Raw genomic sequence first — 25,259 nt, forward strand, 5'->3', positions numbered from 1 at the left:
GCCACCGGACCGTCAGCGGCCCGCCTGGAGCGCCGCCCAGGTGGCGGCGCCCACGATTCCGTCGGCCGTCAGCCCCCGCCCGGTCTGGTAGGAGCGCACCGCCGTCGCGGTCGCCGGGCCGAAGGCGCCGTCCGCGTCCACCGTCGAGCCCAGCGCCGCCGTCAGGGCCCGCTGGAGCCGCTTCACGTCCTCGCCCGTCGCGTCCTCGGCGAGCACCGGCGTCGTCCCGGCCGACAGCAGCGCCGTCCACGTCCTGGCCCCCACCACCCCGTCGGCGTCCAGGCCGTGTGCCGACTGGAACGACGTCACCGCCGCCGCCGTGGCGGGACCGAAGCTGCCGTCGGCCTCGCCCGCCGCGTACCCCTGGTCGTTCAGCAGCCGCTGGAGGGCGGTGACCTGAGGACCCGTCGAGCCGGACCGCTGGGTCGTGTACGTGGCGAAGCTCAGCCCGTCCCGGGTCTCGCCGCCCGCCGCGGTGCCGGTCACCAGCTCCATGTAGCGGTCCCAGTCCCAGTACGGGCCCGGGTCCGTGTGGTCGTTGCCCGGGGCCTCGCTGTGCCCGATGATGTGCGCCCGGTCCTTCGGGATGCCGTACCTGTCGCACAGCGAGGCGGTCAGGGCGGCCGACGAGCGGTACATCGCGTCCGTGAACCAGGTGGGATCGTCGATGAAGCCCTCGTGCTCGATGCCGAGCGACGAGGCGTTGGCGCTGCGCGCGTGGTACGCGGTGTCGGCGTCCCGCACCATCTGGGTGATCTGCCCGTCCGACGACCGCACCACGTAGTGCGCGCTCACCTCGGACACCGGGTCCTGGAACCAGCTGATCGAGCCCGCGTACGAGCCCTGGGTGACGTGGACGACGATCTTGTCGATCTTCGCGGTCCGGCCGGTGGTGTAGTTGTTCGGGTCGGCCGGGACCCAGAGTGCGGCCGGGTAGTCGGCGCTCCGGGCACCGGTGTCCGCGGCCGGGACCCCGTCCCGCTCCGGGGAGACCGGCCGCCCGGTCACCGTGATCCGCTCGCCGTCCGGCGTGAGCGCGGCGAGCCCGTCGGCCAGGAAGGTGTAGACCGCGTCGGCGTAGAGCGCGGCCGCCGTCCCCCGCGTACCGCTGTAGCGGGCGACGGCCGGGTACCAGGCGTCGATGTCGTCGCGGTCCCGGGCGTCGAGGCCCAGCCCGTCCGCGTAGCCGCGCAGCACCGCCGCGCCGCCCAGGATGTTGGCGGCGGTGTCGGTGCGCAGGGCGGCGACCGGTTCGCCGGTGAGGGCGGCGGCCCGTTCCAGGGTGTGCTGCGCCGGGTTGCTGACCAGGTGCATCACGCCGAAGCCGCCCGCCTGGCTGGGCCGTCCGGCGTGGCCGTCGAGGTGGGTCTCGCCGTACCCGACGGCGGCGAGCAGATCGCGCGGTACGTCGAAGGCCTCGGCGGCCCGTGTGAACGCCCGGTCCATCGGGTGCCCGGGGCCCGCCGCCGCGAGGGCCGGGGTGCCGGTCGCGGCGAGGACGGTGGCGGTGAGGACGGCCAGGAGGGAGGCGCGGGTCCGGGTGCGGGCGGCGCGTGTGGGCATACCTGCTCCTGCTGTGTGGGGGAGGGCCGGCCGACGGGGCCGGTCGGCCACGAAGCCTGCTCACGATAGAGAGCCACCACAGGTATGACAATCAGCCCACGGGTGTGTCGAACTCTTCGTACTCCAGCGGAGTTGACGGCCCGTGAGCGCACGCGCGGCGCGCGGGATTCGTACACCTGGACGGCAGCCCACCGCACGGGGGAACGCGGGCCGGGCCCGCCGTCGCCAGGGCGTATAACAGAGAACTCCGGACCGGCCGGCGTCCCCGATGGCACTCACATCTCACGCGGCAAGGCGTCACCGCGTACGACAGCGGAGAAGTGCCCGATGAGCATGAGCACGGCAGACGAGATCAGCACCTTGCTGACGGCGAACTTCGGAACCGACCCCGTGGCGATCCGCCCCGACGTGCCGCTCAGGCAGCTCCGGCTGGACTCGCTGGCGCTGGAGGAGCTGCGGCTCCTCATCGAGGACCGGCTCGACGTCGACCTGGACGACGTCCAGCTCACCTCGCGCGACACCGTCGGCCAGCTGGTCGACGCCGTGCGCCGCAAGGCCGCCGCGTGACGGCCCCCCACCGGCTGGCGCCGTTCGCCGCGGCCGTCACCGGCATCGGCCTCGTCACCTCGGCGGGCGTCGGAGCCGAGGCCACCTGGCGCGCGGTGAACGACCCCGCGACCGCGCCCTGCGTGCCGCACCGGCCCGAACTCGAGGGGCTGCCCTGCGACTTCATGTACAGCGTCACCGGCCTCGACACCCGGGCCGTACTCGGCGTCGCCGCACACCGGCTGATGGACCGCTTCTCGCACCTCGCCGTCATCGCCGCCCGCGAGGCCGTCGCCGACGCGGGCCTGGACCCCGCCGTCTGGGACAGCGGCCGGGTCGCCGTCGTCATCGGCTCCGCCCACGGCGGCCTGCCCTTCTACGACGAACAGCACACCGCCCTCACCGAACGCGGCGCCCGCCGCGTCTCGCCCAAGCTCGCCCCGCTCACCGTCGTCAACGGCGCCGCCAGCAGCGTCGCCACCGACCTCGGCGCACACGGACCCAGCCAGGCCGTCTCCACTGCCTGCTCCTCCGGCACCGTCGCCATCGGCACCGCCCACCAGATGCTGCGCACCGGCGCCTGCGACATCGTCGTCGCCGGCGGCGCCGAGTCCGTCTGCTCCCGGCTCCTGATCGCCAGCGCCTGCCGCCTCAAGGCCGTCTCCACCCGCCGCGACGACCCGCAGGCAGCCTGCCGCCCCTTCGACAGCCACCGCGACGGCTTCGTCGTCGGCGAGGGCGCCGGACTCCTCGTCCTGGAACGCCCCGAACACGCCCGCGCCCGGGGCGCCGCCGTCCGCGCCCACGTCACCGGCTACGGCTCGTCCAGCGACGCCTACTCGGCCGTCGCCCCCGACCCCGACGGGCTCGGCATCGAACGCGCGCTGCGCACCGCCCTCGCGGACGCGGGGATCGACGCGGCCGACGTCGGCCACGTCAACGCGCACGGCACCTCCACCGTCTCCAACGACCTCATCGAGACGGCCATGCTCCGCCGGGTCCTGGGCGAACACCCCCTCGTGACCTCCACCAAGGCGATGACCGGCCACACCCTCGGCGCCGCCGGCGGCATCGAGACCGTGCTCACCGTCCTCGCCCTCCAGCACCAGCTCGTACCGCCCACCGTCAACCTCGACGCCCCCGACCCGGACATCCCGGTCGACGTGGTGAGCAAGGAGGCCAGGCACGCGGCGTTCGACGCCGCCGTCAAGACCTCCCTCGGCTTCGGGGGCCACAACGCCGCCCTCGTCCTCACCAGATGACCGGGATTCAAGGACCGAACCCCATGACCCAAGAGATCATCCGGACCCTCACCGTGGACGGGCTGCGCTACCGCTACCGCGTGCTGCCGCGGCCCGCGTCCCGCACCGAACCGGTCGTCGTCCTCGGCGGCGCGCTCCAGGGGATCCACGGCTGGCCGCAGATGGACGAGCACCTCGGCCCGCACGCCTCCGTGATCACCGTCGACCTGCCCGGCATGGGCGGCGCCGACCCGCTGCCGCCCGGCACCGGGGACGGCCTCCTGTGCGCCGCCGTCACCGGCGTCATGGACGACCTGGGCGCCGACCGGGTCAACCTCTTCGGCTTCTCCTACGGCACGTCCATCGCCTTCGGCTGCGCCCGGCGCGACCCCGGCCGGATCGCCCGCCTGGTCCTCGGCGGCGTACCGTCGCACATCAGCGACGCCCAGCGCGACGGCTGGGGGCGGGCCGTCGGCCGGCTGGAGGCGGGGGACGCGGAAGGGCTCGCCGCCCTGACCGCCGAGGCGCTGATGTGCCTGGACCCCGGGCGGCCGGTCCACCGGCGGGAGCTGGCCCTGCGCTATGTGCGCCGGTCCTTCGTGCACGCCCTCACGCACTCCCCGCACGCGGAGCGCTCGCTGCGCCGTTCGCTGGAGCACCGCCCGGACTTCTCCGGCGGGCTGACCGGGGTCCCGACGCTCGTCTTCGCCGGCGAGCACGACACCGTGACCCCGCCGCACCACCAGCGGGCCTTCGCGGCGACGATCGAGGGCAGCCGCTTCCTTACCATCGGCGAGTCGGACCACTGGGTCGTCCTGGAACGCCCCGACGACGTGGCGGACCTGGTGGCCCGCTTCCTGACCGACCGGCCGCTGGAACCCGCCCCCGCGCTGCGGCCGCTCGCCCCGCTGCCGCGCCCGCGTACGGGCGCGGCGGCCCCGGTGTCACCGCGGGCGGGCGGCTGAACCGCCCGCCCGCGTGCCGGGTCAGTGGTGGCCGTGCCCGTGGCCGTGCTCCGGGGCGTTCACGTCGACGCGCACGATCTGCGGGTCGTGGTCGCTCGCCTGGTCGGCGAACTCCGCGTTGATGTGCACCACGTCGTAGTCGAAGCGGCGCACCCCCGGACTGGTCAGGATGTGGTCGAGGGTCTGCGAGTTGCCCTCGTACACATAGCTGTACTGCTCGTCCTTCGGCAGCGTGGTGATCAGCGGCTTGAGCACCTTGCCGTCGGTCAGCGCGTCCACGGTGGGCGAGAAGGCGAAGTCGTTGAGGTCGCCGAGGACCACGACCCGCGCCGACTTGTCCGCCGCGAGCAGCGACTTGACGAAGGTGTTGACCTCCTTCGCCTGCTGCACGCGCTTGGTCTCCGAGCTGCGCACCGGCTCCTGGTAGCGGCCGTGCAGGGGCTGGTCGCCGCCCTTGGACGCGAAGTGGTTGCCGACGACGAAGACGGACTTCCCGTGGAACCGGAACTCGCCGACGAGCGGCTTGCGGCTGTCCTCCCAGGCCGCACTGGCCGGGGCGATCCGGCCCGGCGACACCGACAGTGAGACGCCCTTCCTGGTCTTCACGGCCGCGACCGGGGTCGTCGCGTCGCCGCCCGGACGGTCCACGAAGTCCACGCGCCCGGGGTTGAAGAGGAACACGTTGCGGATGTTGCCGCCGGGCTCGCCGCCGTCCTTCCCGTCCTGCGGGGCGACATAGCGCCAGGAGTAGCGGGGGCCGCCCGCCGCGACGATCGCGTCCGTGAACCGCTTCAGCGTCGCCTCGGAGCCGGTCGTGCCGTCGCTGACCGCGCCGTTGTCGTCCTGGATCTCCTCCAGCGACACGATGTCCGGCGAGGAGAGGTTGACCGCGACGCCCTCGGCCAGCGTGTCGAACTTCGCCTGGTCGTCGAGCGCGTCCAGGTTCTCCACGTTGTACGTGGCGACCGCGAGCTCCTTGCCCTTCTGCTTGCGCGTGACCTCGCGCTTCAGGTGGTGGTCGGTGACCTCGCCGAGCGCGGTGGCCTGGAGGTTGTAGCCGCCGTACGAGTCGTAGTCCAGGACGCCGGAGGTGGTGCCGGCGAGCACGTCGCCCACGTTCGCGGTGGGCACGGGCGCGGCCGGGTCCAGGGAGATGACCTTGATCCGGCCGGTGTTCTGGTCGGTGTACGAGGCGTAGAGCGTGCCGCCGCGCCGGGTCGGGTTCTGCGTCGGCTCGACGGTCACCCACACCTCGTGGTACGTCGTCGTCGCGCCGGTCACCCGGGTGTCGGCGATCTGGACCCGGGTGCCCTCCAGGGACTCGTACAGGTCCAGCGCGTACGTGGACGGCTCCAGCGGCAGCGCGTCGATCGAGCCGCCCCCGGCCGAGGGCACGTACTTCTCCGGTACGGCCTTCGCGTCCAGCACCACCGGCGCGGGCAGCGCGGTGCCGGACGAGACGACCGTGACCTTGGGGGCGGTGATCTCGGTGACCGACTGGGTGGTGGACGACGGGTAGTACTCGTCCACGGTGCCGCTGACCAGCACCGAGTCGCCCACCTTCACGGCCGGGGCGGTGGAGCCGGTGTACACGAAGACGCCCTCGCCGGTGCGCGGGTCGGCGTCCGGGGCGGTGTCCTGGATCCAGAAGCCGCGCGAACCCGAGGTGCGGACCGCCGTGACGACGCCGGGGACTCCGGTGACCGTCTTGCCGTCCAGCGGGGAGACCCGGGTGGTGCCCTGGATGTCGTGGATCCGCACGGTGCCGGGCTCGGTGGGGTTGCCCGGGTCGCCGGGGTCCTCGCCGCCGCCGGAGGTCTCGCCGGCCGCGTTGACCGGGGAGGGGGCCGCCCCGGAGAGGTCGGCGGCGTTGTCGTCGGTGTCCGCGAGCGAGGCCGCGCGCGCCACGGAGGCGGTGGCCGAGGTGCCCTTCGCCGGTCCGCTGCCCTCCCGGACGACCGCGGTGCCGTAGCCGACGAGGTCCACGATCCGGGTGTCGGCGGCGCAGTCGGCGGCCGTTTTGCAGGTCAGCGGGGTGGTCCCGGAGACCAGGGCGACGGTGCCGCTCGTGGCGGACATGGCCACGTTGCCGGTGGCGTCCGGGGCGGGGAGGGCCACCGTGCCGCCGGCGCCCGCCGCCTCCGCGACGAGGTAGCGGCCGCCGGGCGCGACGGAACCGGTCAGCGGGGACACCTGCCACAGCGAGCCCGCCGACGGGGCACCCGGCAGGTACTGGACGCTGAACCCGTCGAGGCCGTACGCGGTCGAGCCGGCGTTGGCCAGCTCGATGAAATCACGGGTCAGCGTCGCACCGGAGTTCCCGCCGCCCCCGTACACCTCGGAGATCACGGCGGTCGCGGACGGGGCCGCGAAGGCGGCGGGCAGCGCGGTCGCCGAGAGCGTCACGGCTACAGCGCCGGCCAGCAGGGCGGAACGGGTGGTGGATATGCGCACGGAGAATGCCCCTCAGAGTGTGGTGAGGGAGCACAAGCTATGCGCGTAGAACAGGCGATGACAAGGCATCAGGGGTGAATTCCGGAAAACGTTCGGTGACGCACGGAGCTGTCCACGATGCGGCGAGGGTTTGACCGGGTTGAGCCGGTCCGGCTACGTTGCGCGGCATGCAGCGATCCGCACACCTGACGACGCGGGGTCACATCGACCTCAAGCGGGTGTGCTCCGCCGTGTGTCACCGCGCCTGAGGCACCGCGCCCGCGCCTTCCCGCGCCCCGGCCCCGTGCCGCGCCGACACCGCGCCCATCGCCGCCCCGAGGTCTGGAAGACACGGTGAAGACTCTCTCCGCCCCCGTCCGCCGCCCCCACGAGACCCGCACCACCCCGCTGCGCCGCGCCGACATACCGGCGCACCTGCCGGGCCGCCGCCCGACCGGCACCGGCTCCGTCCTCGGCGCGATCCTCGACCACGGCCCCGTCGCCCGGTCCACGGTCGCCCGCCTCACCGGCCTCTCGCCCGCCTCCGTCAGTGGGCACGTCGGCCGGCTGCTCGCCCGTGGACTGGTCCGGGAGAGCGCCGAGACCGCAGGCCCCAAGGGGCTCGGCCGGCCGCACATCCCCGTCGATATCGACACCGGAAGCTATCTGGTGGCCGGGGCCCACATCGCCGTCGCCCACTCCACCCTCTCGCTGATGGACCTGCGCGGCCGGGTCGTCGCCGAGGACCGCCGGCCCCACGGCACCACCGACCCCCACCGCCTCCTCGCCCAACTCGCCGCCCGACTGCCCCCGTTGGTGGCCGCCCACGCCAACGGGCGCACCGTCCTCGCCCTCGGCCTGGCCACCGGGCACCGCGTCGATCCGGTGCGCGGGGTGATCGTGGCGCATCCGCACCTCGACTGGCACGACGTACCGGCCCGCGACCTGCTCGCCGCCGCGACCGGGCTGCCCGTCCACGTGGACAGCCACTCCCGCGCCCTGGCCCGGGCCGAGCAGCTGTTCGGCCAGGAGTCGACCCGGGCCAGCACCGTCCTGCTCTTCGTGGGCGCGGTTGTGGACGCCGCCTTCGCCACCGAGGGCGCCCTGCACCGGGGACCGCGCTCCGGAGCGGGCAGCGTCGCCCATCTGCCCCTGGGCGCCGGGGGGTCGGGCGGCGCGGAGCCGTGCTCCTGCGGGCGGTCCGGCTGCCTCCAGTCGGAGGTCTCGGAGCGGGCCATGGTGCGGCGCGCCGCGGCCCAGGGGCTGGTGACCGGGTCCTTCCCGGAACTGCTCGACCGGGCGCTGGCCGGGGACGCGCGGGCGGTGGGGCTGTTCCGCCGGCGGGCCCGGCTGGTGGGGCGGGCGGCGGCCCTGCTCCTCGACATGTTCGACCCGGAGGTGCTGGTCGTGGTCGAGCCGGGGGCCGGGCGGATGCCGGAGTGCCTGGCCGATCTGCGGGCGGAGGTGGCCGAGCGGTCCGTGGTGTGCGACGACCCCGAGCGGGCCGTGGTGCCGAGCAGCTTCACCGGGTCGGTCCTGGCCGTGGCGGGTGCGGCGGTGGCCCTCGGCTCGCTGTACACGGACCCGCTGGGGCCGTGGCCGGCGCTGCCCTCGGTGTCCTGACACCGGACCCCGCGCCCCTTCCGTAATCCGCTTTAATTCAGTCAGTTGCATTGTTGACCGGCCGCGAACGCCGACGGGATGATGGATTCATGACCAGCCGACAGCGGAATTCAGCGAAAGCGTCCTCGATGACGCCGCTCTTCCGCTCGTCCGCGCCCACCGCGTCGCGTTCCTGTCGCGGCCGCTGTCCGGGCCCCCGGTAAACACCCGCTGATATCCGGCGAACGTTCCGCGCGTCCGCGCGCCTCGCCGTGCGTCATTCATGTATGTGCGCGCATCTCCGCGCGACAGCGCTTTTTCGCGCTGTCCTTTCGGCTTTTCACCTTCGGGAGACACGTTGACCGTCACTGTGCCCTCGTACGCGGCCCAGGCCGCCGCCCCCGCCCCGGTGGGGATCGCCCCCGACCGCTTCCGGCAGGCATTCCGCCGCTACCCCGCCGGGGTCGTCGTCATCACCACCGACTCCGGCCGCGGCCCGGTCGGCTTCACCGCGACCTCGCTCACCTCGCTCTCGCTCGACCCGCCGCTCATCTCGTTCGGCATCGGGACCACCACCTCGTCATGGCCGCACTTCGAGCACGCCCGTACGGCCGTCGTGCACTTCCTCGGCGCCGAACAGCAGCCGCTGGCCGCGACCTTCGCCACCAGCGGCATCGACCGCTTCGCCGCCCCCACGCGCTGGCACCGCCTGCCCGGCGGCGAGCCCCTGCTCGACGGGGTGGCCGGCCATCTGCGGGTGGAGACCGAGCAGATCGTGCCGGCCGGTGACCACCGCATCGTCGTCGCCCGGGTGGTGGAGGCCCAGCTCGACGAGGGCCGCAGCCCGCTGCTCTTCCACGACGGCGCCTACCTCTCCCTCTGACCACCCCGACGCCACGGATCAGGACTCACCCATGCCACGCCACACCACGCCCCCGACGGTCGGCCGCCGCTCGTTCCTCGCCCTCACCGGGGGAGCACTCATCGGAACCCTCGCCGCCTGCTCGCCCCGGGCCGACGCGGCGGCCGGCGCCGAACCGGCCGGAAAACTGCCCTCCGGTGCGCCACCGCCGGGGACGGAACTCTCCATAGCCGTCCGGACGACCAAACTCCAGCTCGCCCCCGCCGGCCTCGAAAAGGAACTCCCCTTCCGGGTGACGCAGTGGCCCAATCTCAACGCGGGCCCCGATATCATCCAGGGTTTCCGGGCGCACTCCATCGACCTCGCCGTGAACGCCGGAATTCCACCGATCCAGGCCCATGCCATCGGCGTCGGCGCGAAGATCGTCGCGGTGCAGATACGGAACAGTCCGTCGTACGCGTTCGCCACGAAACCCGGCTCCGACATCCGCTCCGCCGCCGATTTCCGGGGCCGCAGGATCGGCTTCTCGCAGGGTCAGGCGCAGGGCGTCGTCGTCCTGCGGGCGCTGAAGCAGGCGGGCATCGACACCGACGACGTCGAGCTGGTCGCCCTGCCCAGCACCCAGTTCCTCACCGCCCTCCAGTCCGGGCAGGTCGACACCGCCCCGCTGGGCGAGCCCACCCTCACCAAGTACCTCGCCCAGTACGGCAAGGACGGAGCGCGCGCCCTGAAGACCGATGTGGTGGACCTGCTCACCGTGCTCTGGGCGCCCAACGAGGTGCTGAACGACCGCGCCAAGGCGGCCGCCGTCCGCAGCTTCATCCCGCTGTGGGCGCGGGGCCAGGTCTGGGCGTGGGAGAACACCGACCGGTGGATCGACACCTATTACGTGAAGGACCAGGGCGTCTCCCGGGCGGACGGCAAGCGCATCGTCGCCTCGCTCAACAAGCCGCTCTTCCCGGTCTCCTGGAACAAGGCCATCGCCTGGGAGCAGGAGACCGCCGACCTGCTGACCGCCGGCGGATTCGTACCGGAGCAGGACGCCACCGAGCTGTTCGACCGCCGCTTCGAGGGGCTGGCGGCCGAGGCCGTACCCGCCCGGTACCGGGAGAAGTCATGACCGAGCTGCTGACGCACACCCCCCGCACCGCCCCGCCGGTGCACCCGGCCGCCGTCCCCGCGAGGACACCACCAGCCGCACCGAGGGGCACGCGCAGGCGGCTGGGCCCCGGCCGGGCCGTCCCCTTCGGGCGGCTCACCGGCCCGGTCCTGGTCATCGCCCTGTGGTGGGCCGCCTCCGCCGCCGGCTACCTGGACCCCCGGATACTCTCCGGCCCCGGCACGGTCCTCTCCACCGCGTCCGACCTCGTCTCCACCGGCCGGCTCCAGGACAACGTCCTCATCTCCCTCCAGCGCGCCGGGCTCGGCCTCTTCTTCGGGGTGGCCGCCGGGGTCCTCCTGGCCGTCGCCGCCGGACTCACCCGCACCGGCGAATACCTCATCGACGGACCGCTCCAGATCAAGCGCGCGATCCCCTCCCTCGCGATGCTCCCGCTGCTGATCCTCTGGCTCGGCATCGGCGAGCAGATGAAGGTCACTGTCATCGCGCTCGGCGTCGCGGTGAACATGTACATCAACACGTACGCCTCACTCACCGGCATCGACAGCCGCTACGTCGAACTCGCCGAGGGACTCGACCTGAGCCGCGCGCAGTTCATCCGCAAGGTCGTCGTCCCCGGCTCGCTGCCCGGCTTCTTCGTCGGACTGCGCCTCGGGGTCACCGCGTCCTGGCTCGGCCTGATCGTGGTCGAGCAGGTCAACGCCACCAGCGGCATCGGCTACATGATGTTCCAGGCCCAGCAGTACGCCCAGTCCGACGTGATCATCGTGGGCCTGGTGGCCTACGGGATCTTCGGCTTCGCATCCGACGCGGCCGTACGCGCCGCCGAGAGGAAGGCCCTGTCATGGCGACGCACCCTGGCCGGCTGACCGCCCCCGGCGCGGCCGCCGTCGCCCCGCCCCCCGCCATCCGCACCCGTGACCTGGTCCGCCGCTTCGGCGACCGCGACATCCTCAAGGACCTCGACCTCACCGTCGGAGCGGGCGAGTTCACCGCACTGCTCGGGCGCAGCGGCTCCGGCAAGTCCACCCTGCTGCGGGCCGTCGCCCGCCTCGACCACCGCGTCGAGGGCTCCGGGGAACTCACCGTCCCCGACCGGGTCTCGCTCTCCTTCCAGGACTCCCGGCTGCTGCCCTGGCTCCGGCTCATCGACAATGTCACCCTCGGGCTGCGCGGCCCGAAGGCCCGCGAACGCGGCCTCACCGCCCTGGCCGAAGTCGGCCTCGGGGGCCGCGAGCGCTCCTGGCCGCACGAGCTGTCCGGCGGCGAACAGCAGCGCGCCGCCCTCGCCCGCGCCCTGGTCCGCGAACCCGAACTCCTGCTGGCTGACGAGCCGTTCGGCGCCCTGGACGCGCTCACCCGGATCAAGATGCACGACCTGCTGCGCGAACTCTACGAACGCCACCGCCCCGCGGTGCTCCTGGTCACCCACGACGTGGACGAGGCGGTCGAACTCGCCGACCGGGTCCTGGTCCTGGAGGACGGCCGGATCTCCGTCGACCTCACCGTCGACCTCCCGGCCCCGCGCTCCCGCCGCGACCCCCGCTTCCAGGAATACCGCGACACCCTCCTCACGGCTCTCGGGGTCGCGCAGCCCCTCATCGAAACGAAGGACTCCCATGCCCCGCACGCCTGACCGCAAGCAGCTCCACCTCAACGCCTTCCTCATGTCGACCGGCCACCACGAGGCGTCCTGGCGGCTGCCCGGCAGCCCGGCCGACGCGAACTCCGACATCGAGCACTACAAGAACCTCGCCCGGATCGCCGAGCGCGGCCGGCTCGACTCGGTCTTCCTCGCCGACAGCCCGGTCCTGATGGGCGACCCCGGCCGCCGTCCCGCGGCCAAGCTGGAGCCGACGGTCCTGCTCACCGCCCTCGCGGGCGCGACCCGGCACATCGGGCTCATCGCCACCGCGTCCACCAGCTACAACGAGCCGTACAACCTGGCCCGCAGGTTCGCCTCGCTGGACCATGTATCCGGCGGCCGGGCCGGCTGGAACATCGTCACCACCGCGGGCGCCGACGCGGCCCGCAACTTCGGTCTGGACGACACCCCGCTGCACCGCGACCGCTACCGGCGCGCCGGTGAGTTCGTAGAGGTGTCCACCAAGCTCTGGGACAGCTGGGCCGACGACGCGGTGGTCGCCGACAAGGAGCGCGGGGTGCACGCGCTGGCCGAGCGGGTGCGGCAGATCGGGCACCGGGGCGAGTTCTTCCGCGTCGACGGTCCGCTCAACGTACAACGGCCGCCCCAGGGATACCCGTTGCTCGTGCAGGCCGGCTCCAGTGAGGACGGCAAGAACTTCGCCGCCCGGTACGCGGAGGCGGTGTTCACCGCACAGCAGACGCTGGAGGAGGGCATCGCGTTCTACAAGGACGTCAAGGAGCGCGCCGTCACCGCGGGCCGCAACCCCGACGGCATCAAGATCCTGCCCGGCATCGTGCCCGTCATCGCGGACACCGAGGCCGAGGCGCTGGCGCTCGACGCCGAACTGGACGGCCTCATCGTCCCCGAGTACGCCAAGCGGCAGCTCGCCCGCCAGCTGAGGATCGCCCCGGACGACCTGGACCTGGACGCGGAACTGCCCGAGGACATCCCCTCCGAGGACGAGATCGAGGGCGCCAAGAGCCGCTACACCCTCATCGTGGAGCTGGCGCGGCGCGAACGGCTGACCGTGCGTCAGCTCATCGGACGGCTCGGCGGTGGGCGCGGCCACCGCACCTTCGCCGGGACCGCCGAACAGGTCGCGGACACCATCGAGCACTGGTACGACAGCGGGGCCGCCGACGGCTTCAACATCATGCCCGCCGTGTTCCCGTCCGGCCTGGAGCTCTTCGTGGACCGCGTGGTGCCGATCCTCCAGGCACGCGGCCTCTTCCGCACCGAGTACACCGCGAGCACCCTGCGCGGCCACTACGGGCTGCCGCGCCCCGCCAACCGCCTCTTCGGCGGCCCGGTGCGCGACGCGGACGGCTACGGCATCGGGCCGGCGCAGACCGGCTGACAGGGGAGGGCGGTACGGGGACGGGCGGCGCCGCCCGCCCCCGTACCGCCCGGTCGTTCAGACGGCCGGCACCCGGTCCAGGAAGCCGCTGACCGAGGCGATGCGGCCGTCCTCGGCGAGCGTGGCCACGTCGAAGCCGGCGACGGGCGCCGAGCCGTCGGGCGCGACCAGCTCCCACCCGAAGCGGACCAGCGCGTGGTGGCCGTCCACCGCACCGGCCGGCCGGAACGTGAACCCGGGGAACTGCTGCTGGGCTCCGGCGATGGCGGCCGCCAGCTGCTCGTGGCCCCGTACGTCGGCCAGCGGGTCGGTGTACGCGGCCCCGTCGGTGAACGCGGCGGCGACGGCCTTCTCCAGCTCCTCGGGCCCGGCGTTCCAGGCGGCGAAGTAGCGCTGCACGGCGTCGTCGTAGGCGGTCATCGTGGATCCCTCCCGTAGGGCTCCCGGCCGGTGGGCCGGGAGCGCTGTGCTCGTGAGGAACACGATGTCCGACGGTGTGCGGGGCGTCGATTACCTCCGGGGTAAGGGGGAGGGGGCGCGGTCACGCCTCGTCCGCGACGACGTGCACGGCGGCCTCCTCGGCGGAGGCGGCGGCGCCGTCGATCCCGACGTCCTCGCCCGCCGTGCTGTCCGGCTCGTCGATGTCCAGGTCCCGGGTGAGCCGCCCGGCGCGTACGGTGCCGACCTCGCCGTCCCAGGGCTCGCCGTCCCCGTCCACGACATCGCCCACCCCGTCCCCGGGCGGGCCGTCGTGCTCGGGCCGCTCGCGCGCGAGCCGGCTCTCCAGGGACTCGCCCCGGTGCTGCTCGGCGGCGGTGGTGCCCAGGTCCTCCACGGCGTAGGGGCGCTCCGGAGGCGAGTAGCCCCGGTCCAGGACGTCTTGCACGTCCGGGTCGTCCAAGGTGTCCTCCGTGTCGAGCTGCTCGACCGGATCGGATGCCTCCGACTCCTGCTGGGGCTGATAGACGTCGTCGCCCAGACCGGCCTCGTCCATGGCGCGCTTCCCTTCCCGCGGCGGGGCTCTCCTTCAGCATAGGCAGCCCCCGCCCGGACCCGCAGGGCGCGCCCGCGCCCCTGCATCCGGCACGCGGGTGCGCGACCATGGACAGTGCAGGCCGGGCGCGCCCCGAGGGACCGGCCCGGAACAAGTCGTCTGGAGAGCCGTCATGGAGTATCCGGAGAGCTACGAGCTCGTCTTCCAGTCCGCGGCAGTGGAGGACGACGCCGTCACCGTCCACCGGACGGCACAGAGCGGAGCGGGCGGACACCCCGTCTACGAGGACGACACCGGTATCGTCCGCGCCGAGATCAGCGATCACGCGGAGGTGCGCATGCTCGCCAGCGGCGGCCACCAGCACCTGGGGACGCCGATGGTGGTGCGCGAGGAAGCGGCCTGAACGGCTGACATCCGACGCCCGGTCCGCGCCCCGGCCCGGGCGTCTTTCCCATGCCCGTATCACGGGGAAACGTGCCCGTACATCATGCCGAGGCAGGACAATCCGGCCGGGGCCCTCCCACACTTGGTCGAAATTTTGCCCCTGGTGCCGGGTTGTGGGAGGACACCAGGCAGACTCACCCTGTAGGAATCTCGCCACGAAGAGGATCACGAATGATCACGTTGAAGAAGGAAGACGGCCCGGCGGACCTGGACGGGGTGACCCACCTTTCCATCGGCGTCTCCTGGGACCCCACCGTCGGCAGCAGTGGCGGGCTGATGGGGAAGCTGAAGCAGAAGAAGGGCACGGACCTCGACCTGATCGCCATCGCGATGCAGGGCGCGGACCCGGTGCGGCTGGCCGGCCTGGACTCCCTCGACCCGCTGGGCAACGGCTCGCTGGTCCACAGCGGTGACAACCAGACCGGCAAGGGCGACGGCGACGACGAGACGGTCACCGTCGACTTCGCCCGGATCCCCCAGAATGTCACGGCGATCGTCTTCGTCGCCGCCGCGTACAAGAAGGGCAGCGCCTTCCAGAACGCGCGCAACGTCAGCATCAAGGTCTACGACGCCACGGGCGGCAGCAGCCAGCAGGTCGCCGACATCTGGCCGTCCCTGCTCACCAGCGACAACGGCTGCGCCGTGGCGAAGGCCATGCGCGTCGGCTCCGGCTGGAAGCTCCAGGTGATCAACGAGACCGGCAAGATCAAGCAGGGCGACGAGCACGCCCTGATGCGTTTCGCGATCAGCAAGTAGTACGCGTTCGGCCCGGCCCCGGTCCGTGCGCGCCCGGTCAGTCGACCCGGCGCGCGCGGGCCGGGGCCGCCGGGTTCCCGGCGGCCAGCGGCGACCGCGCCAGCTCCACGCACCCCGCCGCGATCAGCCCCAGGGCCAGCAGCTCGGGCAGCACCCACCACCCGGTGCGCACCTCCTCGCCGAACAGGGTCACCCCGTACAGGACGCTGATCAGGGCGTCGCCCAGCGTCAGACACGGCTGTACGGCGACGAGCGTGCCCGCCTGCAGGGCGTTCTGGAGGAGGAACAGCGCGCCGACCCCCGCCGCCGCCGTGGCGTACAGCTGCCAGGAACTGAACAGCGACCCCGCCCCGCCCTCTTCGAGCCGTGCCATCGCGTCCTTCATCAGCGCGGCGGTCAGCGCGTAACCGCAGGCGGCGGCCGTGGCCAGCAGGGCGGCCCGGACATTGCCCCGGGTGGCCAGCGCGCCCGCAATCAGCAGCGCCTCGAACACGCCCGTCAGGATCAGCGCCGGCACCCACGCCGCCCCGTGCACGGTGTCGCTGCCACCGCCCGGCGCGGCCGTCGCCATCCCGAGGGCCAGCCCGGCCGTCACGGCGGCGACCCCGAGCCAGACCGTCCGGGGCAGCCGCGCCCGCATCATGAAACCGGCCAGGAGCAGCGTCGCGGGGAGCTCGATCACGAAGATCGGCTGCACCACGGCGATCGGTCCCGTGGCCAGCGCGACGGCCTGGCAGAGGGCGGCGACGATCACCAGGGCGATCCCCGCGAGCCACACCTTCTGGCGCAGCAGATGGCCGATCAACGACACCCGCATGGCCTCGGTCTGCGGAACGTCGAGGGCGGCCCGGCGCTGGAGCACGGAGGCGGAGCCGTTGCTGAGGGCGGTCAGGACGGCGAACAGGACGGCGATCACGGGACCATGATGCGGGTGGCCCCGCCGCGATCCCGGCTTCGCCGGATGACGGCATGGCGGCCCCGGAAGGCTTTCGTGACCTGAGGGTGTTCGCGAAGAGGACCGAATCCGACCTATTGGCCGCGTAGCGTGCCGTCATGGCCGTGAAGAAGAAGACCTCCGCCGGTGCCGTCCCCGTCCCCGTGCTCACGCCCAGGGCCCTCGCCCGCGCGACCCTGGACCGCCAGCTCCTGCTGCGCCGGACCGCGATGAGCGCGAAGGACGCCGTCACCCACCTCGTCGGCCTCCAGGCGCAGAACACCAAGCCGCCGTACTACCAGCTCCTGGCCCGGCTCCAGGGGTTCCGCCCCGCCGAACTGTCCGCGCTGATGGAGGCCCGCGAGGTGGTCCGCATCGTCACCCTGCGCTCCACCATCCACACCCACACCGCCGACGACGCCCTGACGCTGCGGCCCCTGGTGCAGCCCGCCCGCGACCGGGAGCTCAACATCTTCCGCAAGCGGCTCACGGGCGTGGACCTGGACCGCCTGCGCGAGGTGAGCAGGACATACGTCGAGGAGGAGCCCCGGACCCCGAAGGAGATCCGCGCACGGCTGCTCACCGAGTGGCCCGAAGCGGACCCGCAGGCCCTGAGCACCGCCGCCCGCTGTCTGCTGCCCCTGGTCCAGGTGACTCCGCGCGGCCTCTGGGGCGTGAGCGGCGGCGTCGCGCTCACCACCGTCGAGCGCTGGCTCGGCCGCGCGGGGGAGACGGCGCCCGACATCGACGGGACCGTGCTGCGCTACCTCGGCGCGTTCGGCCCCGCATCGGTGAGGGACATGCAGACCTGGGCCGGGCTGACCCGGCTGAAGGAGGTCTTCGAGCGGCTGCGGCCCCGGCTCGTCACCTTCCGCGACGAGCACGGCGTCGAACTCTTCGACCTGCCCGACGCCCCGCGCCCCGCCGAGGACACCCCCGCCCCGCCCCGCTTCCTTCCCGAGTTCGACAACGTCCTGCTCGGCCACGCCGACCGCACCCGGGTCATCCCGGCGCTCCTCAAGGGGCTCAACGGGGTGGGCAACCAGGTGTACGGCAGCGTGCTGGTGGACGGGTTCTTCGCGGCGGTCTGGCGGCTGGACACCCCGCGCGACGCCCCGGCCGTCGTCACCGTCCAGGAGGTGCGCCCGCTGACCGCCGCCGAGCGCGACTCCCTGACGGAGGAGGCGGCGGACCTGGTCACGGCGATGACCCCGGCCATCGGGTACGACGTCCGGTTCGCGACGTTCGTGGATCTGGGCCGCTGAAGGCACCCCCTACGGCAGCAGCCCCGCCCGCCGGGCCGCCACCACCGCCTCCAGCCGGGTGTGCGCCCCCAGCCGCCGCATCGCGGACCGCAGATAGCCCTTCACCGTCTCCGGGCGCAGCCCCAGCCGGTCCGCCGCCACCCCGTTCGTGGCGCCCGCCGCCACACACGCCAGCACATCGATCTCGCGCGGCGCGAGCCGGACCTCCCGTGCCCCGGGCTCCCGGGTGCCCGTCGCCGCCGCCAGCCGCCCGCACACCGCGAGCAGCTCGTCCCGCAGCGCAGGGTCGAGCACCTTCGGCATCAGGGCGCGCAGCTCGCGGTGCGCCTCCCGGACGTCCTCCCAGGCCCCCGCCGCCCCCGGAGCGGCGTCCGGCTCCGTGCGGCTCGCCGCCAGCAGCTGCCCCACCTCGTCCCGGACCACCAGCGCCTGCTCCACGTCACGGGCGGCGGCCACCGCCGCGTCGAACGTGCGGTCCCCCAGCGTGAGCGGCTCACGCAGCGCCCCGTACAGCACACCCCGCACCTCGCGCCGCACCACGACCGGGACGGCGACCACCGAGCGCAGGCCCTCCGCCGCGACGGCCGTGTCGTACTCGTGGCTGATGTGGCGGGAGGAGCGGTAGTCGGTCACGGCGCACGGCCTGGACAGGGCCATGGACTTGCCGCCCAGGCCACTGCCCGACGAGATCACGAGACCCCGCAGGGCCGCCGTACGCGCCCCGTTCACCTCGGCGATCCTGGCGTGGCGGCTGTCGGAGAGCAGCCCACCGAAAGCCACCGGCAGCCCGCTCGTCCGGCGCAGCCGCAGCAGCGCCGCTTGCATCTCGACCGCGTCGACGGATTCCGGCACCCTGCCGCCTCTCTGCCCGGCCCCCGATGGAATGGCGGCCCCGCGACACCCCCGTCCGGGGGTGGTGAGACCTGGGTCACTGTTTACATCATGGGAGGAGCCAAAGGACCGGCCGGGTCGGTAAAGAGGAGGGCACATGCCGGAAACGAGTGCGACGGAGACGTTCCGGGCGGCCCGGGACTTCCTGCTCCGGCACCGCGAGGACTACACCGCCGCCTACGAGGGCTTCCGCTGGCCCCGTGCGGACCACTTCAACTGGGCCCTCGACTGGTTCGACGTCATCGCCCGGGACAACGACCGCACCGCCCTGCACATCGTGGAGGAGGACGGCACCCGTACCGAGGTGTCGTTCGCCGAGATGTCCGCCCGCTCCGACCGGGCCGCGAACTGGCTGCGCGCCCAAGGGGTGCGCGAGGGCGACCGCGTCCTCGTCATGCTCGGCAACCAGGCCGAGCTGTGGGAGACCGCGCTCGCCGCGATGAAACTGCGCGCGGTCGTCATCCCGGCGACCCCGCTGCTCGGCCCCGCCGACCTGCGCGACCGGGTCGAGCGCGGCCGGGTCCGGCACGTCCTGGTCCGCGACACCGACACCGAGAAGTTCGCCGAGGTGCCCGGCCGCTACACCCGTATCTGCGTCGGCGCCCCGACCGAGGGCTGGCTCGACTACGCGGAGGCCGCCGAGGCCCCGCGCACGTTCACGCCGGACCGGGAGACCGACGCGGACGAACCGCTGATGCTCTACTTCACCTCCGGCACGACCGCCAGTCCCAAGCTGGTCGAGCACACCCATGTCTCTTACCCCGTGGGCCACTTGGCGACGATGTACTGGATCGGGCTCAAGCCCGGCGACGTCCACCTCAACATCTCCTCGCCCGGCTGGGCCAAGCACGCCTGGTCCAACCTCTTCGCCCCGTGGAGCGCGGAGGCGACCGTCTTCATCTTCAACTACACGCGCTTCGACGCCGTCCGCCTGATGGCCGAGATGGACCGCTCCGGCATCACGAGCTTCTGCGCCCCGCCCACCGTGTGGCGCATGCTCATCCAGGCCGACCTGACCCAGCTGAAGACCCCGCCGCGCGAGGTCGTCGCCGCCGGCGAACCGCTGAACCCCGAGGTCATCGAGGCGGTCCGGCGCGCCTGGGGCGTCACCATCCGCGACGGCTTCGGCCAGACGGAGACCGCCGTCCAGGTCGCCAACACCCCGGGCCAGGCCCTCAAGCCCGGCTCGATGGGGCGGCCCAGCCCCGGCTTCCGGGTGGTCCTGCTCGACCCGGTGAGCGGGGAGCCCGGCGCGCTCGAGGGCGAGATCTCGCTCGACCTGTCGGCGCACCCGGTGGGCCTGATGACCGGCTACCACGGCGACCCGGACCGCACGGCCGAGGCGATGGCCGGCGGCTACTACCGCACCGGTGACATCGGCTCCCGCGACGAGGACGGCTACATCACCTACGTCGGGCGCGCCGACGACGTATTCAAATCCTCCGACTACAAGATCTCCCCGTTCGAGCTGGAGAGCGCCCTGCTGGAGCATGAGGCGGTGGTCGAGGCCGCCGTCGTCCCGGCCCCCGACGAGGTCCGCCTCTCCGTCCCGAAGGCGTACGTGGTGCTTGCCGAGGGCTGGGAACCCGGGCCCGACACCGCCAAGGTGCTCTTCGCCCACTCCCGGTCCGTGCTCGCCCCGTACAAGCGGGTGCGGCGGCTGGAGTTCGCGGAGCTGCCCAAGACCGTCTCCGGCAAGATCCGCCGGATCGAACTGCGCGAGCGCACCGCCCAGGGCGGCGGCACCGAGTACGCCGAGGGGGACTTGGCATGACCGAGCTCTCGTACGCGCACGGCACCGGCACCACCGCCCTGCTCGGCGACACCATCGGCCGCAACCTGGGCCGGGCCGTCACCGCCTGGCCCGACCGCGAGGCGCTGGTCGACGTACCGTCCGGGCGGCGCTGGACCTACACGGAGTTCGGCGCGGCCGTGGAGGAACTGGCGCGGGCGCTGATGGCGTCGGGCGTGGCCAAGGGCGACCGGGTCGGCATCTGGGCGGTCAACTGCCCCGAGTGGGTGCTCGTCCAGTACGCCACCGCCCGCATCGGCGCGATCATGGTGAACATCAACCCCGCCTACCGGGCGCACGAGTTGGAGTACGTGCTGAAGCAGGCCGGGATCTCCCTGCTGGCCGCCTCCCTCGCACACCGCACGAGCGACTACCGGGCCCTGGTCGACGAGGTCCGGGCCAACTGCCCGGACCTGCGGGCGGTGCACTACATCGGCGACCGGTCCTGGGACGAACTCCTCTCCGTCGCACCGCAGGTGACCGCTGAGCAGCTAGGCGCACGCGAGGCGGAGCTGTCCTGCGACGACCCGATCAACATCCAGTACACCTCCGGCACCACCGGCTTCCCCAAGGGTGCGACGCTCTCCCATCACAACATCCTCAACAACGGCTACTTCGTGGGGGAGTTGGTCGCCTACACCGAGCAGGACCGGGTCTGCCTGCCGGTGCCCTTCTACCACTGCTTCGGCATGGTGATGGGCAACCTCGGCATCACCTCGCACGGTGCCTGCATCGTGATCCCCGGCCCCTCGTTCGAACCGGCGGCCGTGCTGAGCGCCGTGCAGCAGGAGCGCTGCACCTCGCTGTACGGGGTGCCCACGATGTTCATCGCCGAACTGAACCTGCCGGACTTCGCCTCGTACGATCTGTCCTCGCTGCGCACCGGGATCATGGCCGGGTCGCCGTGCCCGGTCGAGGTGATGAAGCGGGTGGTGGCCGAGATGCACATGGCGGAGGTGTCCATCTGCTACGGCATGACGGAGACCTCCCCGGTCTCCACGCAGACCCGCCGCGACGACGACCTGGAACGCCGCACCGGCACCGTGGGCCGCGTCATGCCGCACATCGAGGTCAAGGTCATCGACCCGGCGACGGGCGTGACCCTGGAGCGCGGGCGGTCGGGGGAGCTGTGCACCCGGGGCTACAGCGTCATGCTCGGGTACTGGGACCAGCCCGAGCGGACCGCCGAGGCGATCGACGCGGGGCGCTGGATGCACACCGGGGACCTCGCGGTCATGCGTGAGGACGGCTACGTACAGATCGTCGGCCGCATCAAGGACGTGATCATCCGGGGCGGCGAGAACATCTACCCGCGCGAGATCGAGGAGTTCCTGTACCGCCACCCGAAGATCGCCGATGTGCAGGTGGTCGGCGTGCCCGACGAGCGGTACGGCGAGGAGGTGCTGGCCTGCGTCATCCCCGCCGACCCGGCCGACCCGCCGGCCCTGGACGACGTACGGGCCTTCTGCGAGGGGCAGTTGGCGCACTACAAGATCCCGCGCCTGCTCCAGATCCTGGAAACCTTCCCGATGACGGTCAGCGGCAAGGTCCGCAAGATCGAACTGCGCGAGAACCACCGGAGGTAGCCCGCGCAGGGGCAGTCCGCGTCAGGCGGCCTCGATGACGTCCCCCGCCGACGTCCCGCGCGTCGCGGCCGCCCACTCGATGAGCAGCACCTCGTACGCTGCGGACTCCACGGGAGACCACTCCCGCCCCGCGCGGGCGTCCACGAAGGCCCGGATCGCCTCATTGGCCTCCAGGGCGGCGCGGCCCGAGAGCGCGGGGGCGTGCGCGGGCGTGTCCGAGGGTGGTGAAGTCCGTGGAGTTAAGACCATGCGTTCCACTGTAGGGCCCGCCACTGACAACGAACCGCACATCGGCGGCCGTTGGCCAGAACGTGACGGATCACACGCAGGGTGGCCGGGCGGTTTCTGTGAGGTACGGCACGTCGTCCGTCCCGGGTGTCCGGTTCTGGTGGGTGCGCGCGGTCAGGCGCCGGTGCTGACGAGTTCGTCCGCCGCGCCGTTCACCGGCTGCGGCGTGCCGGTGAGATCCAGGACGAACAGCGGTACGCGCAGGGTGTCCGCGCGCTTCCGGGCCTCCGGCGTGTAGCCCGCGAGCGAGAACAGCACCCCGCGGACGGAGCTGTTGAGCGCGTTGAGCCACAGGCACTCGACGTTCCGGAGCGCCGTCGGCCGGGTCGCGGAGTCGACCTCGGCGATCAGCCCGGACGCCCGCAGGTCGATCCGGGACGCGGGCCGGTTCACCGGGTGCGTGACGTCCCGGAAGCCCAGCCAGGTGAGGTAGAGCGCCGCCGCCGCGACCGCGTCGCGTGCGGTACGGATGGTCAGCGGGCGGAACGCGGGGCGGGGCGCCGCCGCCGTGCGCGGCAGCGGTATGTGCGCGGGCCGGGCCGGCCCGGCGGACGCCACCGGCCGCACCGGCACCCGCAGCACCGCGCCGCACGGGCAGCACAGCTCGGGCTGCGGCCACTGGTCGTGCCGCCCGCAGCCCCGGCACCGTACGGTCACCCAGTCGTCGTTCCAGGTGCGGTGGGTGATCGGGACGACGGGGGCGCCGCGCAGCAGCGGCGGGGCCGTCGGCTCCCCGCACGGGCAGGGGTAGACGGGGGTCGCGTACGCGTGGTCGCGGCGGCAGGCCGGGCACCGTACCGGCACTGACTCCACCGCGTGCTCCCTCCGTACCGCTTCCGTAATCCCTCCATGCTCCCCCAGGAGTCCGCCGCCGGGTGGGGAATCGGCTCACTTCGTGTCCGTCGTCGCGTGGGCTCCGTCCTCCCTTGACGGCGGTCCGGGCGCGGCCTAGATTTGCTTCCACATAACAGAAGAAACTTTCCGCAATGCGGAATTGGTGAATTGGTGCTCTCAGGTGGCGCGACAGAGCCCGACTCCACCCCCGACTCCACCCAGGGACGAGCAGGAGCACTCAATGCCTCGTATGACCGCTGCCCGCGCGGCAGTCGAGATCCTCAAGCGCGAAGGCGTCAGCAACGCGTTCGGTGTGCCGGGCGCCGCGATCAACCCCTTCTACGCCGCCCTCAAGGCGGCCGGCGGCGTCCACCACACGCTCGCCCGGCACGTCGAGGGCGCCTCTCACATGGCGGAGGGCTACACCCGGGCCCGCCCGGGCAACATCGGCGTCTGCATCGGTACGTCGGGGCCCGCCGGCACCGACATGATCACCGGCCTGTACTCCGCGATCGCGGACTCGATCCCGATCCTGTGCATCACCGGCCAGGCGCCGACCGCCGTCCTGCACAAGGAGGACTTCCAGGCCGTCGACATCGCCTCGATCGCCGCCCCGGTCACCAAGGCCGCGACGACCGTCCTGGAGGCCGCGCAGGTCCCGGGCGTCTTCCAGCAGGCGTTCCACCTGATGCGCACGGGCCGCCCCGGTCCGGTCCTCATCGACCTCCCGATCGACGTCCAGCTCACCGAGATCGAGTTCGACCCCGACCTGTACGAGCCGCTGCCGGTGCACAAGCCCGCCGCGAGCCGCCGCCAGATCGAGCGCGCTCTCGACATGCTCAACGCCTCCGAGCGCCCGCTGCTCGTCGCGGGCGGCGGCATCATCAACGCCGACGCGTCCGGACTCCTGGTGGAGTTCGCCGAGTTGACCGGCGTGCCGGTCGTCCCGACCCTGATGGGCTGGGGCATCGTCCCCGACGACCACGAGCTGAACGCCGGCATGGTCGGCCTCCAGACCTCGCACCGCTACGGCAACGCGAACTTCCTGGAGTCCGACTTCGTCCTCGGCATCGGCAACCGCTGGGCCAACCGCCACACGGGCAAGCTGGACGTCTACACGGAGGGCCGCACGTTCGTCCACGTGGACATCGCGCCCACCCAGATCGGCAAGATCTTCGCCCCGGACCTCGGCATCGTCTCCGACGCGAAGGCGGCCCTGGAACTCTTCGTGGAGATCGCCCGCGAACGGAAGGCGGCCGGCAAGCTCGCGGACCGCTCGGCCTGGGCCGCGTCCACGCAGGAGCGCCGCGCGAACCTGCAGCGCCGTACGCACTTCGACAACGTCCCGCTGAAGCCGCAGCGCGTCTACGAGGAGATGAACCGCGCGTTCGGCCCGGAGACCCGGTACGTCACGACGATCGGCCTCTCCCAGATCGCGGGCGCCCAGATGCTCCACGTCTACCGCCCGCGCCACTGGATCAACTGCGGCCAGGCCGGCCCCCTCGGCTGGACCATCCCGGCCGCGCTCGGCGTCGCCACGGCCGACCCCGACGGCTCGGTGGTCGCACTCTCCGGCGACTACGACTTCCAGTTCATGCTGGAGGAGCTCGCGGTGGGCGCCCAGCACCGCATCCCGTACGTGCACGTCCTGGTCAACAACTCGTACCTCGGCCTGATCCGCCAGGCCCAGCGCAACTTCGACATCGACTTCCAGGTCAACCTGGAGTTCGAGAACCTCAACTCCCCGGAGCTGGGCGTCTACGGCGTGGACCACGTCAAGGTGGTCGAGGGCCTGGGCTGCAAGGCCATCCGCGTCACGGAGCCGGACGCCCTCCTCCCGGCCTTCGAGGAGGCCAAGAAGCTGGCCGCGGAACACCGCGTCCCGGTGGTGGTCGAAGCGATCCTGGAGCGCGTCACGAACATCTCCATGAGCGGCTCGGACATCGCCTCGGTCAACGAGTTCGAGGACGTGGCGACGGACCCGACCCACGCGCCTACGGCGATCCGGCCGTACGCGAAGGCGTGACGCCGTAGGGCCTGCGCAGGGGTAGCCAGTCCTCGTAGGCCGACCTCCCCTCTTCCAGCGGTGCCCCGGGTGGTGGACCTGCCCGGGGCACTGACGTAGCACGGGGAGGAAC

At 72.6% G+C, this 25,259-nt stretch carries 23 protein-coding genes; 15 read left to right on the top strand and 8 right to left on the bottom strand.

What is annotated here, in order from left to right; all coding sequences use genetic code 11:
- Positions 1-12 precede the first annotated feature (12 nt).
- Positions 13-1,563: a peptidoglycan-binding protein gene (locus ABZ565_RS20610; RefSeq protein ID WP_361028603.1), complete on the bottom strand. Its 1,551-nt coding sequence runs from the start codon at positions 1,561-1,563 to the stop codon at positions 13-15.
- 333 nt (positions 1,564-1,896) lie between these two features.
- Here ABZ565_RS20610 and ABZ565_RS20615 point away from each other — a divergent pair, with 333 nt between their 5' ends.
- From ABZ565_RS20615 to ABZ565_RS20625, 3 genes are read left to right on the top strand one after another with little or no spacing between them, the layout of a single operon-like run.
- Positions 1,897-2,130 carry a phosphopantetheine-binding protein gene (locus tag ABZ565_RS20615; RefSeq protein WP_026171182.1) on the top strand — a complete coding sequence of 78 codons (234 nt, stop codon included), beginning with the start codon at positions 1,897-1,899 and terminating at the stop codon, positions 2,128-2,130.
- Entirely contained in the window at positions 2,127-3,371 is a 1,245-nt protein-coding gene (locus tag ABZ565_RS20620; protein ID WP_361028606.1) for a beta-ketoacyl-[acyl-carrier-protein] synthase family protein, read from the top strand. The genes ABZ565_RS20615 and ABZ565_RS20620 overlap by 4 nt, the downstream gene beginning before the upstream one ends.
- 23 nt (positions 3,372-3,394) lie before the next feature.
- Positions 3,395-4,315: an alpha/beta fold hydrolase gene (locus ABZ565_RS20625; protein ID WP_361028609.1), complete on the top strand. Its 921-nt coding sequence runs from the start codon at positions 3,395-3,397 to the stop codon at positions 4,313-4,315.
- Positions 4,316-4,336: 21 nt separating this feature from the next.
- On the opposite strand, the gene ABZ565_RS20630 is transcribed toward ABZ565_RS20625, so the two are convergent.
- The gene (locus tag ABZ565_RS20630) at positions 4,337-6,769 is read right to left on the bottom strand and encodes an endonuclease/exonuclease/phosphatase family protein (protein WP_361028612.1); all 2,433 of its coding nucleotides are present in this window, start codon (positions 6,767-6,769) and stop codon (positions 4,337-4,339) included.
- Positions 6,770-7,102: 333 nt separating this feature from the next.
- On the opposite strand from ABZ565_RS20630, the gene ABZ565_RS20635 reads away from it, so the two are divergent.
- The 6 genes from ABZ565_RS20635 to ABZ565_RS20660 all read left to right on the top strand — a co-directional run bounded on the left by ABZ565_RS20635 (position 7,103) and on the right by ABZ565_RS20660 (position 13,337).
- On the top strand, positions 7,103-8,371 hold the full coding sequence (locus ABZ565_RS20635; RefSeq protein ID WP_361028615.1) for an ROK family transcriptional regulator: 1,269 nt from the start codon (positions 7,103-7,105) through the stop codon (positions 8,369-8,371).
- Positions 8,372-8,708: 337 nt separating this feature from the next.
- Positions 8,709-9,233 (top strand): flavin reductase family protein, encoded by a 525-nt coding sequence (locus ABZ565_RS20640; RefSeq protein WP_361028618.1) that lies wholly within the window; start codon positions 8,709-8,711, stop codon positions 9,231-9,233.
- Positions 9,234-9,264: 31 nt separating this feature from the next.
- The gene (locus ABZ565_RS20645; RefSeq protein ID WP_361028621.1) at positions 9,265-10,332 is read left to right on the top strand and encodes an ABC transporter substrate-binding protein; all 1,068 of its coding nucleotides are present in this window, start codon (positions 9,265-9,267) and stop codon (positions 10,330-10,332) included.
- On the top strand, positions 10,329-11,201 hold the full coding sequence (locus ABZ565_RS20650; RefSeq protein ID WP_361028624.1) for an ABC transporter permease: 873 nt from the start codon (positions 10,329-10,331) through the stop codon (positions 11,199-11,201). The genes ABZ565_RS20645 and ABZ565_RS20650 overlap by 4 nt, the downstream gene beginning before the upstream one ends.
- On the top strand, positions 11,177-11,968 hold the full coding sequence (locus tag ABZ565_RS20655) for an ABC transporter ATP-binding protein (RefSeq protein WP_361028627.1): 792 nt from the start codon (positions 11,177-11,179) through the stop codon (positions 11,966-11,968). Before ABZ565_RS20650 ends, ABZ565_RS20655 begins: the two co-directional genes overlap by 25 nt.
- Positions 11,952-13,337 (top strand): LLM class flavin-dependent oxidoreductase, encoded by a 1,386-nt coding sequence (locus ABZ565_RS20660; protein ID WP_361028630.1) that lies wholly within the window; start codon positions 11,952-11,954, stop codon positions 13,335-13,337. The genes ABZ565_RS20655 and ABZ565_RS20660 overlap by 17 nt, the downstream gene beginning before the upstream one ends.
- Positions 13,338-13,394: 57 nt before the next feature.
- On the opposite strand, the gene ABZ565_RS20665 is transcribed toward ABZ565_RS20660, so the two are convergent.
- Both ABZ565_RS20665 and ABZ565_RS20670 read right to left on the bottom strand, forming a co-directional pair.
- Positions 13,395-13,757 (bottom strand): nuclear transport factor 2 family protein, encoded by a 363-nt coding sequence (locus ABZ565_RS20665; RefSeq protein WP_361028632.1) that lies wholly within the window; start codon positions 13,755-13,757, stop codon positions 13,395-13,397.
- Between the two features lie 121 nt (positions 13,758-13,878).
- Positions 13,879-14,331, bottom strand: coding sequence for a DUF5709 domain-containing protein (locus ABZ565_RS20670; protein ID WP_361028635.1), 453 nt, complete (start codon positions 14,329-14,331; stop codon positions 13,879-13,881).
- Between the two features lie 172 nt (positions 14,332-14,503).
- Between ABZ565_RS20670 and ABZ565_RS20675 the strand changes: the two genes are divergently transcribed.
- On the top strand, positions 14,504-14,734 hold the full coding sequence (locus ABZ565_RS20675) for a DUF6296 family protein (RefSeq protein WP_361028638.1): 231 nt from the start codon (positions 14,504-14,506) through the stop codon (positions 14,732-14,734).
- Positions 14,735-14,946: 212 nt separating this feature from the next.
- A complete protein-coding gene (locus ABZ565_RS20680) occupies positions 14,947-15,531 on the top strand; it encodes a TerD family protein (protein WP_361028641.1) in 585 nt (194 codons plus the stop codon).
- A gap of 37 nt (positions 15,532-15,568) precedes the next feature.
- Here ABZ565_RS20680 and ABZ565_RS20685 read toward each other — a convergent pair whose 3' ends face one another.
- Entirely contained in the window at positions 15,569-16,447 is an 879-nt protein-coding gene (locus ABZ565_RS20685; protein WP_361028644.1) for a DMT family transporter, read from the bottom strand.
- 137 nt (positions 16,448-16,584) lie between these two features.
- Here ABZ565_RS20685 and ABZ565_RS20690 point away from each other — a divergent pair, with 137 nt between their 5' ends.
- Positions 16,585-17,730 (top strand): winged helix DNA-binding domain-containing protein, encoded by a 1,146-nt coding sequence (locus ABZ565_RS20690; protein ID WP_361028647.1) that lies wholly within the window; start codon positions 16,585-16,587, stop codon positions 17,728-17,730.
- A 9-nt stretch (positions 17,731-17,739) separates the two neighbouring features.
- On the opposite strand, the gene ABZ565_RS20695 is transcribed toward ABZ565_RS20690, so the two are convergent.
- The gene (locus tag ABZ565_RS20695; protein ID WP_361028650.1) at positions 17,740-18,582 is read right to left on the bottom strand and encodes a helix-turn-helix transcriptional regulator; all 843 of its coding nucleotides are present in this window, start codon (positions 18,580-18,582) and stop codon (positions 17,740-17,742) included.
- A gap of 136 nt (positions 18,583-18,718) precedes the next feature.
- Here ABZ565_RS20695 and ABZ565_RS20700 point away from each other — a divergent pair, with 136 nt between their 5' ends.
- On the top strand, positions 18,719-20,395 hold the full coding sequence (locus ABZ565_RS20700) for an AMP-binding protein (RefSeq protein ID WP_361028653.1): 1,677 nt from the start codon (positions 18,719-18,721) through the stop codon (positions 20,393-20,395).
- Positions 20,392-21,999 (top strand): AMP-binding protein, encoded by a 1,608-nt coding sequence (locus ABZ565_RS20705; RefSeq protein WP_361028656.1) that lies wholly within the window; start codon positions 20,392-20,394, stop codon positions 21,997-21,999. The genes ABZ565_RS20700 and ABZ565_RS20705 overlap by 4 nt, the downstream gene beginning before the upstream one ends.
- A 21-nt stretch (positions 22,000-22,020) precedes the next feature.
- Here ABZ565_RS20705 and ABZ565_RS20710 read toward each other — a convergent pair whose 3' ends face one another.
- Together ABZ565_RS20710 and ABZ565_RS20715 are read right to left on the bottom strand one after the other, a co-directional pair.
- The gene (locus ABZ565_RS20710; RefSeq protein ID WP_361028659.1) at positions 22,021-22,248 is read right to left on the bottom strand and encodes a hypothetical protein; all 228 of its coding nucleotides are present in this window, start codon (positions 22,246-22,248) and stop codon (positions 22,021-22,023) included.
- Between the two features lie 153 nt (positions 22,249-22,401).
- On the bottom strand, positions 22,402-23,100 hold the full coding sequence (locus tag ABZ565_RS20715) for a hypothetical protein (RefSeq protein ID WP_361028661.1): 699 nt from the start codon (positions 23,098-23,100) through the stop codon (positions 22,402-22,404).
- A 262-nt stretch (positions 23,101-23,362) separates the two neighbouring features.
- On the opposite strand from ABZ565_RS20715, the gene gcl reads away from it, so the two are divergent.
- The gene (gcl, locus tag ABZ565_RS20720; protein ID WP_361028664.1) at positions 23,363-25,147 is read left to right on the top strand and encodes a glyoxylate carboligase; all 1,785 of its coding nucleotides are present in this window, start codon (positions 23,363-23,365) and stop codon (positions 25,145-25,147) included.
- Positions 25,148-25,259: the final 112 nt, after the last annotated feature.

Source organism: Streptomyces sp. NPDC016469 (genome assembly GCF_040632905.1).
Lineage (GTDB): Bacteria > Actinomycetota > Actinomycetes > Streptomycetales > Streptomycetaceae > Streptomyces.

Excerpts from the sequence above, each read along its gene's own strand:
- ABZ565_RS20610 (WP_361028603.1), bottom strand. The coding sequence starts at position 1,563 with ATGCCCACACGCGCCGCCCGCACCCGGACCCGCGCCTCCCTCCTGGCC.
- ABZ565_RS20615 (WP_026171182.1), top strand. The coding sequence starts at position 1,897 with ATGAGCACGGCAGACGAGATCAGCACCTTGCTGACGGCGAACTTCGGA.
- ABZ565_RS20625 (WP_361028609.1), top strand. The coding sequence starts at position 3,395 with ATGACCCAAGAGATCATCCGGACCCTCACCGTGGACGGGCTGCGCTAC.
- ABZ565_RS20645 (WP_361028621.1), top strand. The coding sequence starts at position 9,265 with ATGCCACGCCACACCACGCCCCCGACGGTCGGCCGCCGCTCGTTCCTC.
- ABZ565_RS20650 (WP_361028624.1), top strand. The coding sequence starts at position 10,329 with ATGACCGAGCTGCTGACGCACACCCCCCGCACCGCCCCGCCGGTGCAC.
- ABZ565_RS20655 (WP_361028627.1), top strand. The coding sequence starts at position 11,177 with ATGGCGACGCACCCTGGCCGGCTGACCGCCCCCGGCGCGGCCGCCGTC.
- ABZ565_RS20660 (WP_361028630.1), top strand. The coding sequence starts at position 11,952 with ATGCCCCGCACGCCTGACCGCAAGCAGCTCCACCTCAACGCCTTCCTC.
- ABZ565_RS20665 (WP_361028632.1), bottom strand. The coding sequence starts at position 13,757 with ATGACCGCCTACGACGACGCCGTGCAGCGCTACTTCGCCGCCTGGAAC.
- ABZ565_RS20670 (WP_361028635.1), bottom strand. The coding sequence starts at position 14,331 with ATGGACGAGGCCGGTCTGGGCGACGACGTCTATCAGCCCCAGCAGGAG.
- ABZ565_RS20675 (WP_361028638.1), top strand. The coding sequence starts at position 14,504 with ATGGAGTATCCGGAGAGCTACGAGCTCGTCTTCCAGTCCGCGGCAGTG.
- ABZ565_RS20680 (WP_361028641.1), top strand. The coding sequence starts at position 14,947 with ATGATCACGTTGAAGAAGGAAGACGGCCCGGCGGACCTGGACGGGGTG.
- ABZ565_RS20690 (WP_361028647.1), top strand. The coding sequence starts at position 16,585 with ATGGCCGTGAAGAAGAAGACCTCCGCCGGTGCCGTCCCCGTCCCCGTG.
- ABZ565_RS20700 (WP_361028653.1), top strand. The coding sequence starts at position 18,719 with ATGCCGGAAACGAGTGCGACGGAGACGTTCCGGGCGGCCCGGGACTTC.
- ABZ565_RS20705 (WP_361028656.1), top strand. The coding sequence starts at position 20,392 with ATGACCGAGCTCTCGTACGCGCACGGCACCGGCACCACCGCCCTGCTC.
- ABZ565_RS20710 (WP_361028659.1), bottom strand. The coding sequence starts at position 22,248 with ATGGTCTTAACTCCACGGACTTCACCACCCTCGGACACGCCCGCGCAC.
- gcl (WP_361028664.1), top strand. The coding sequence starts at position 23,363 with ATGCCTCGTATGACCGCTGCCCGCGCGGCAGTCGAGATCCTCAAGCGC.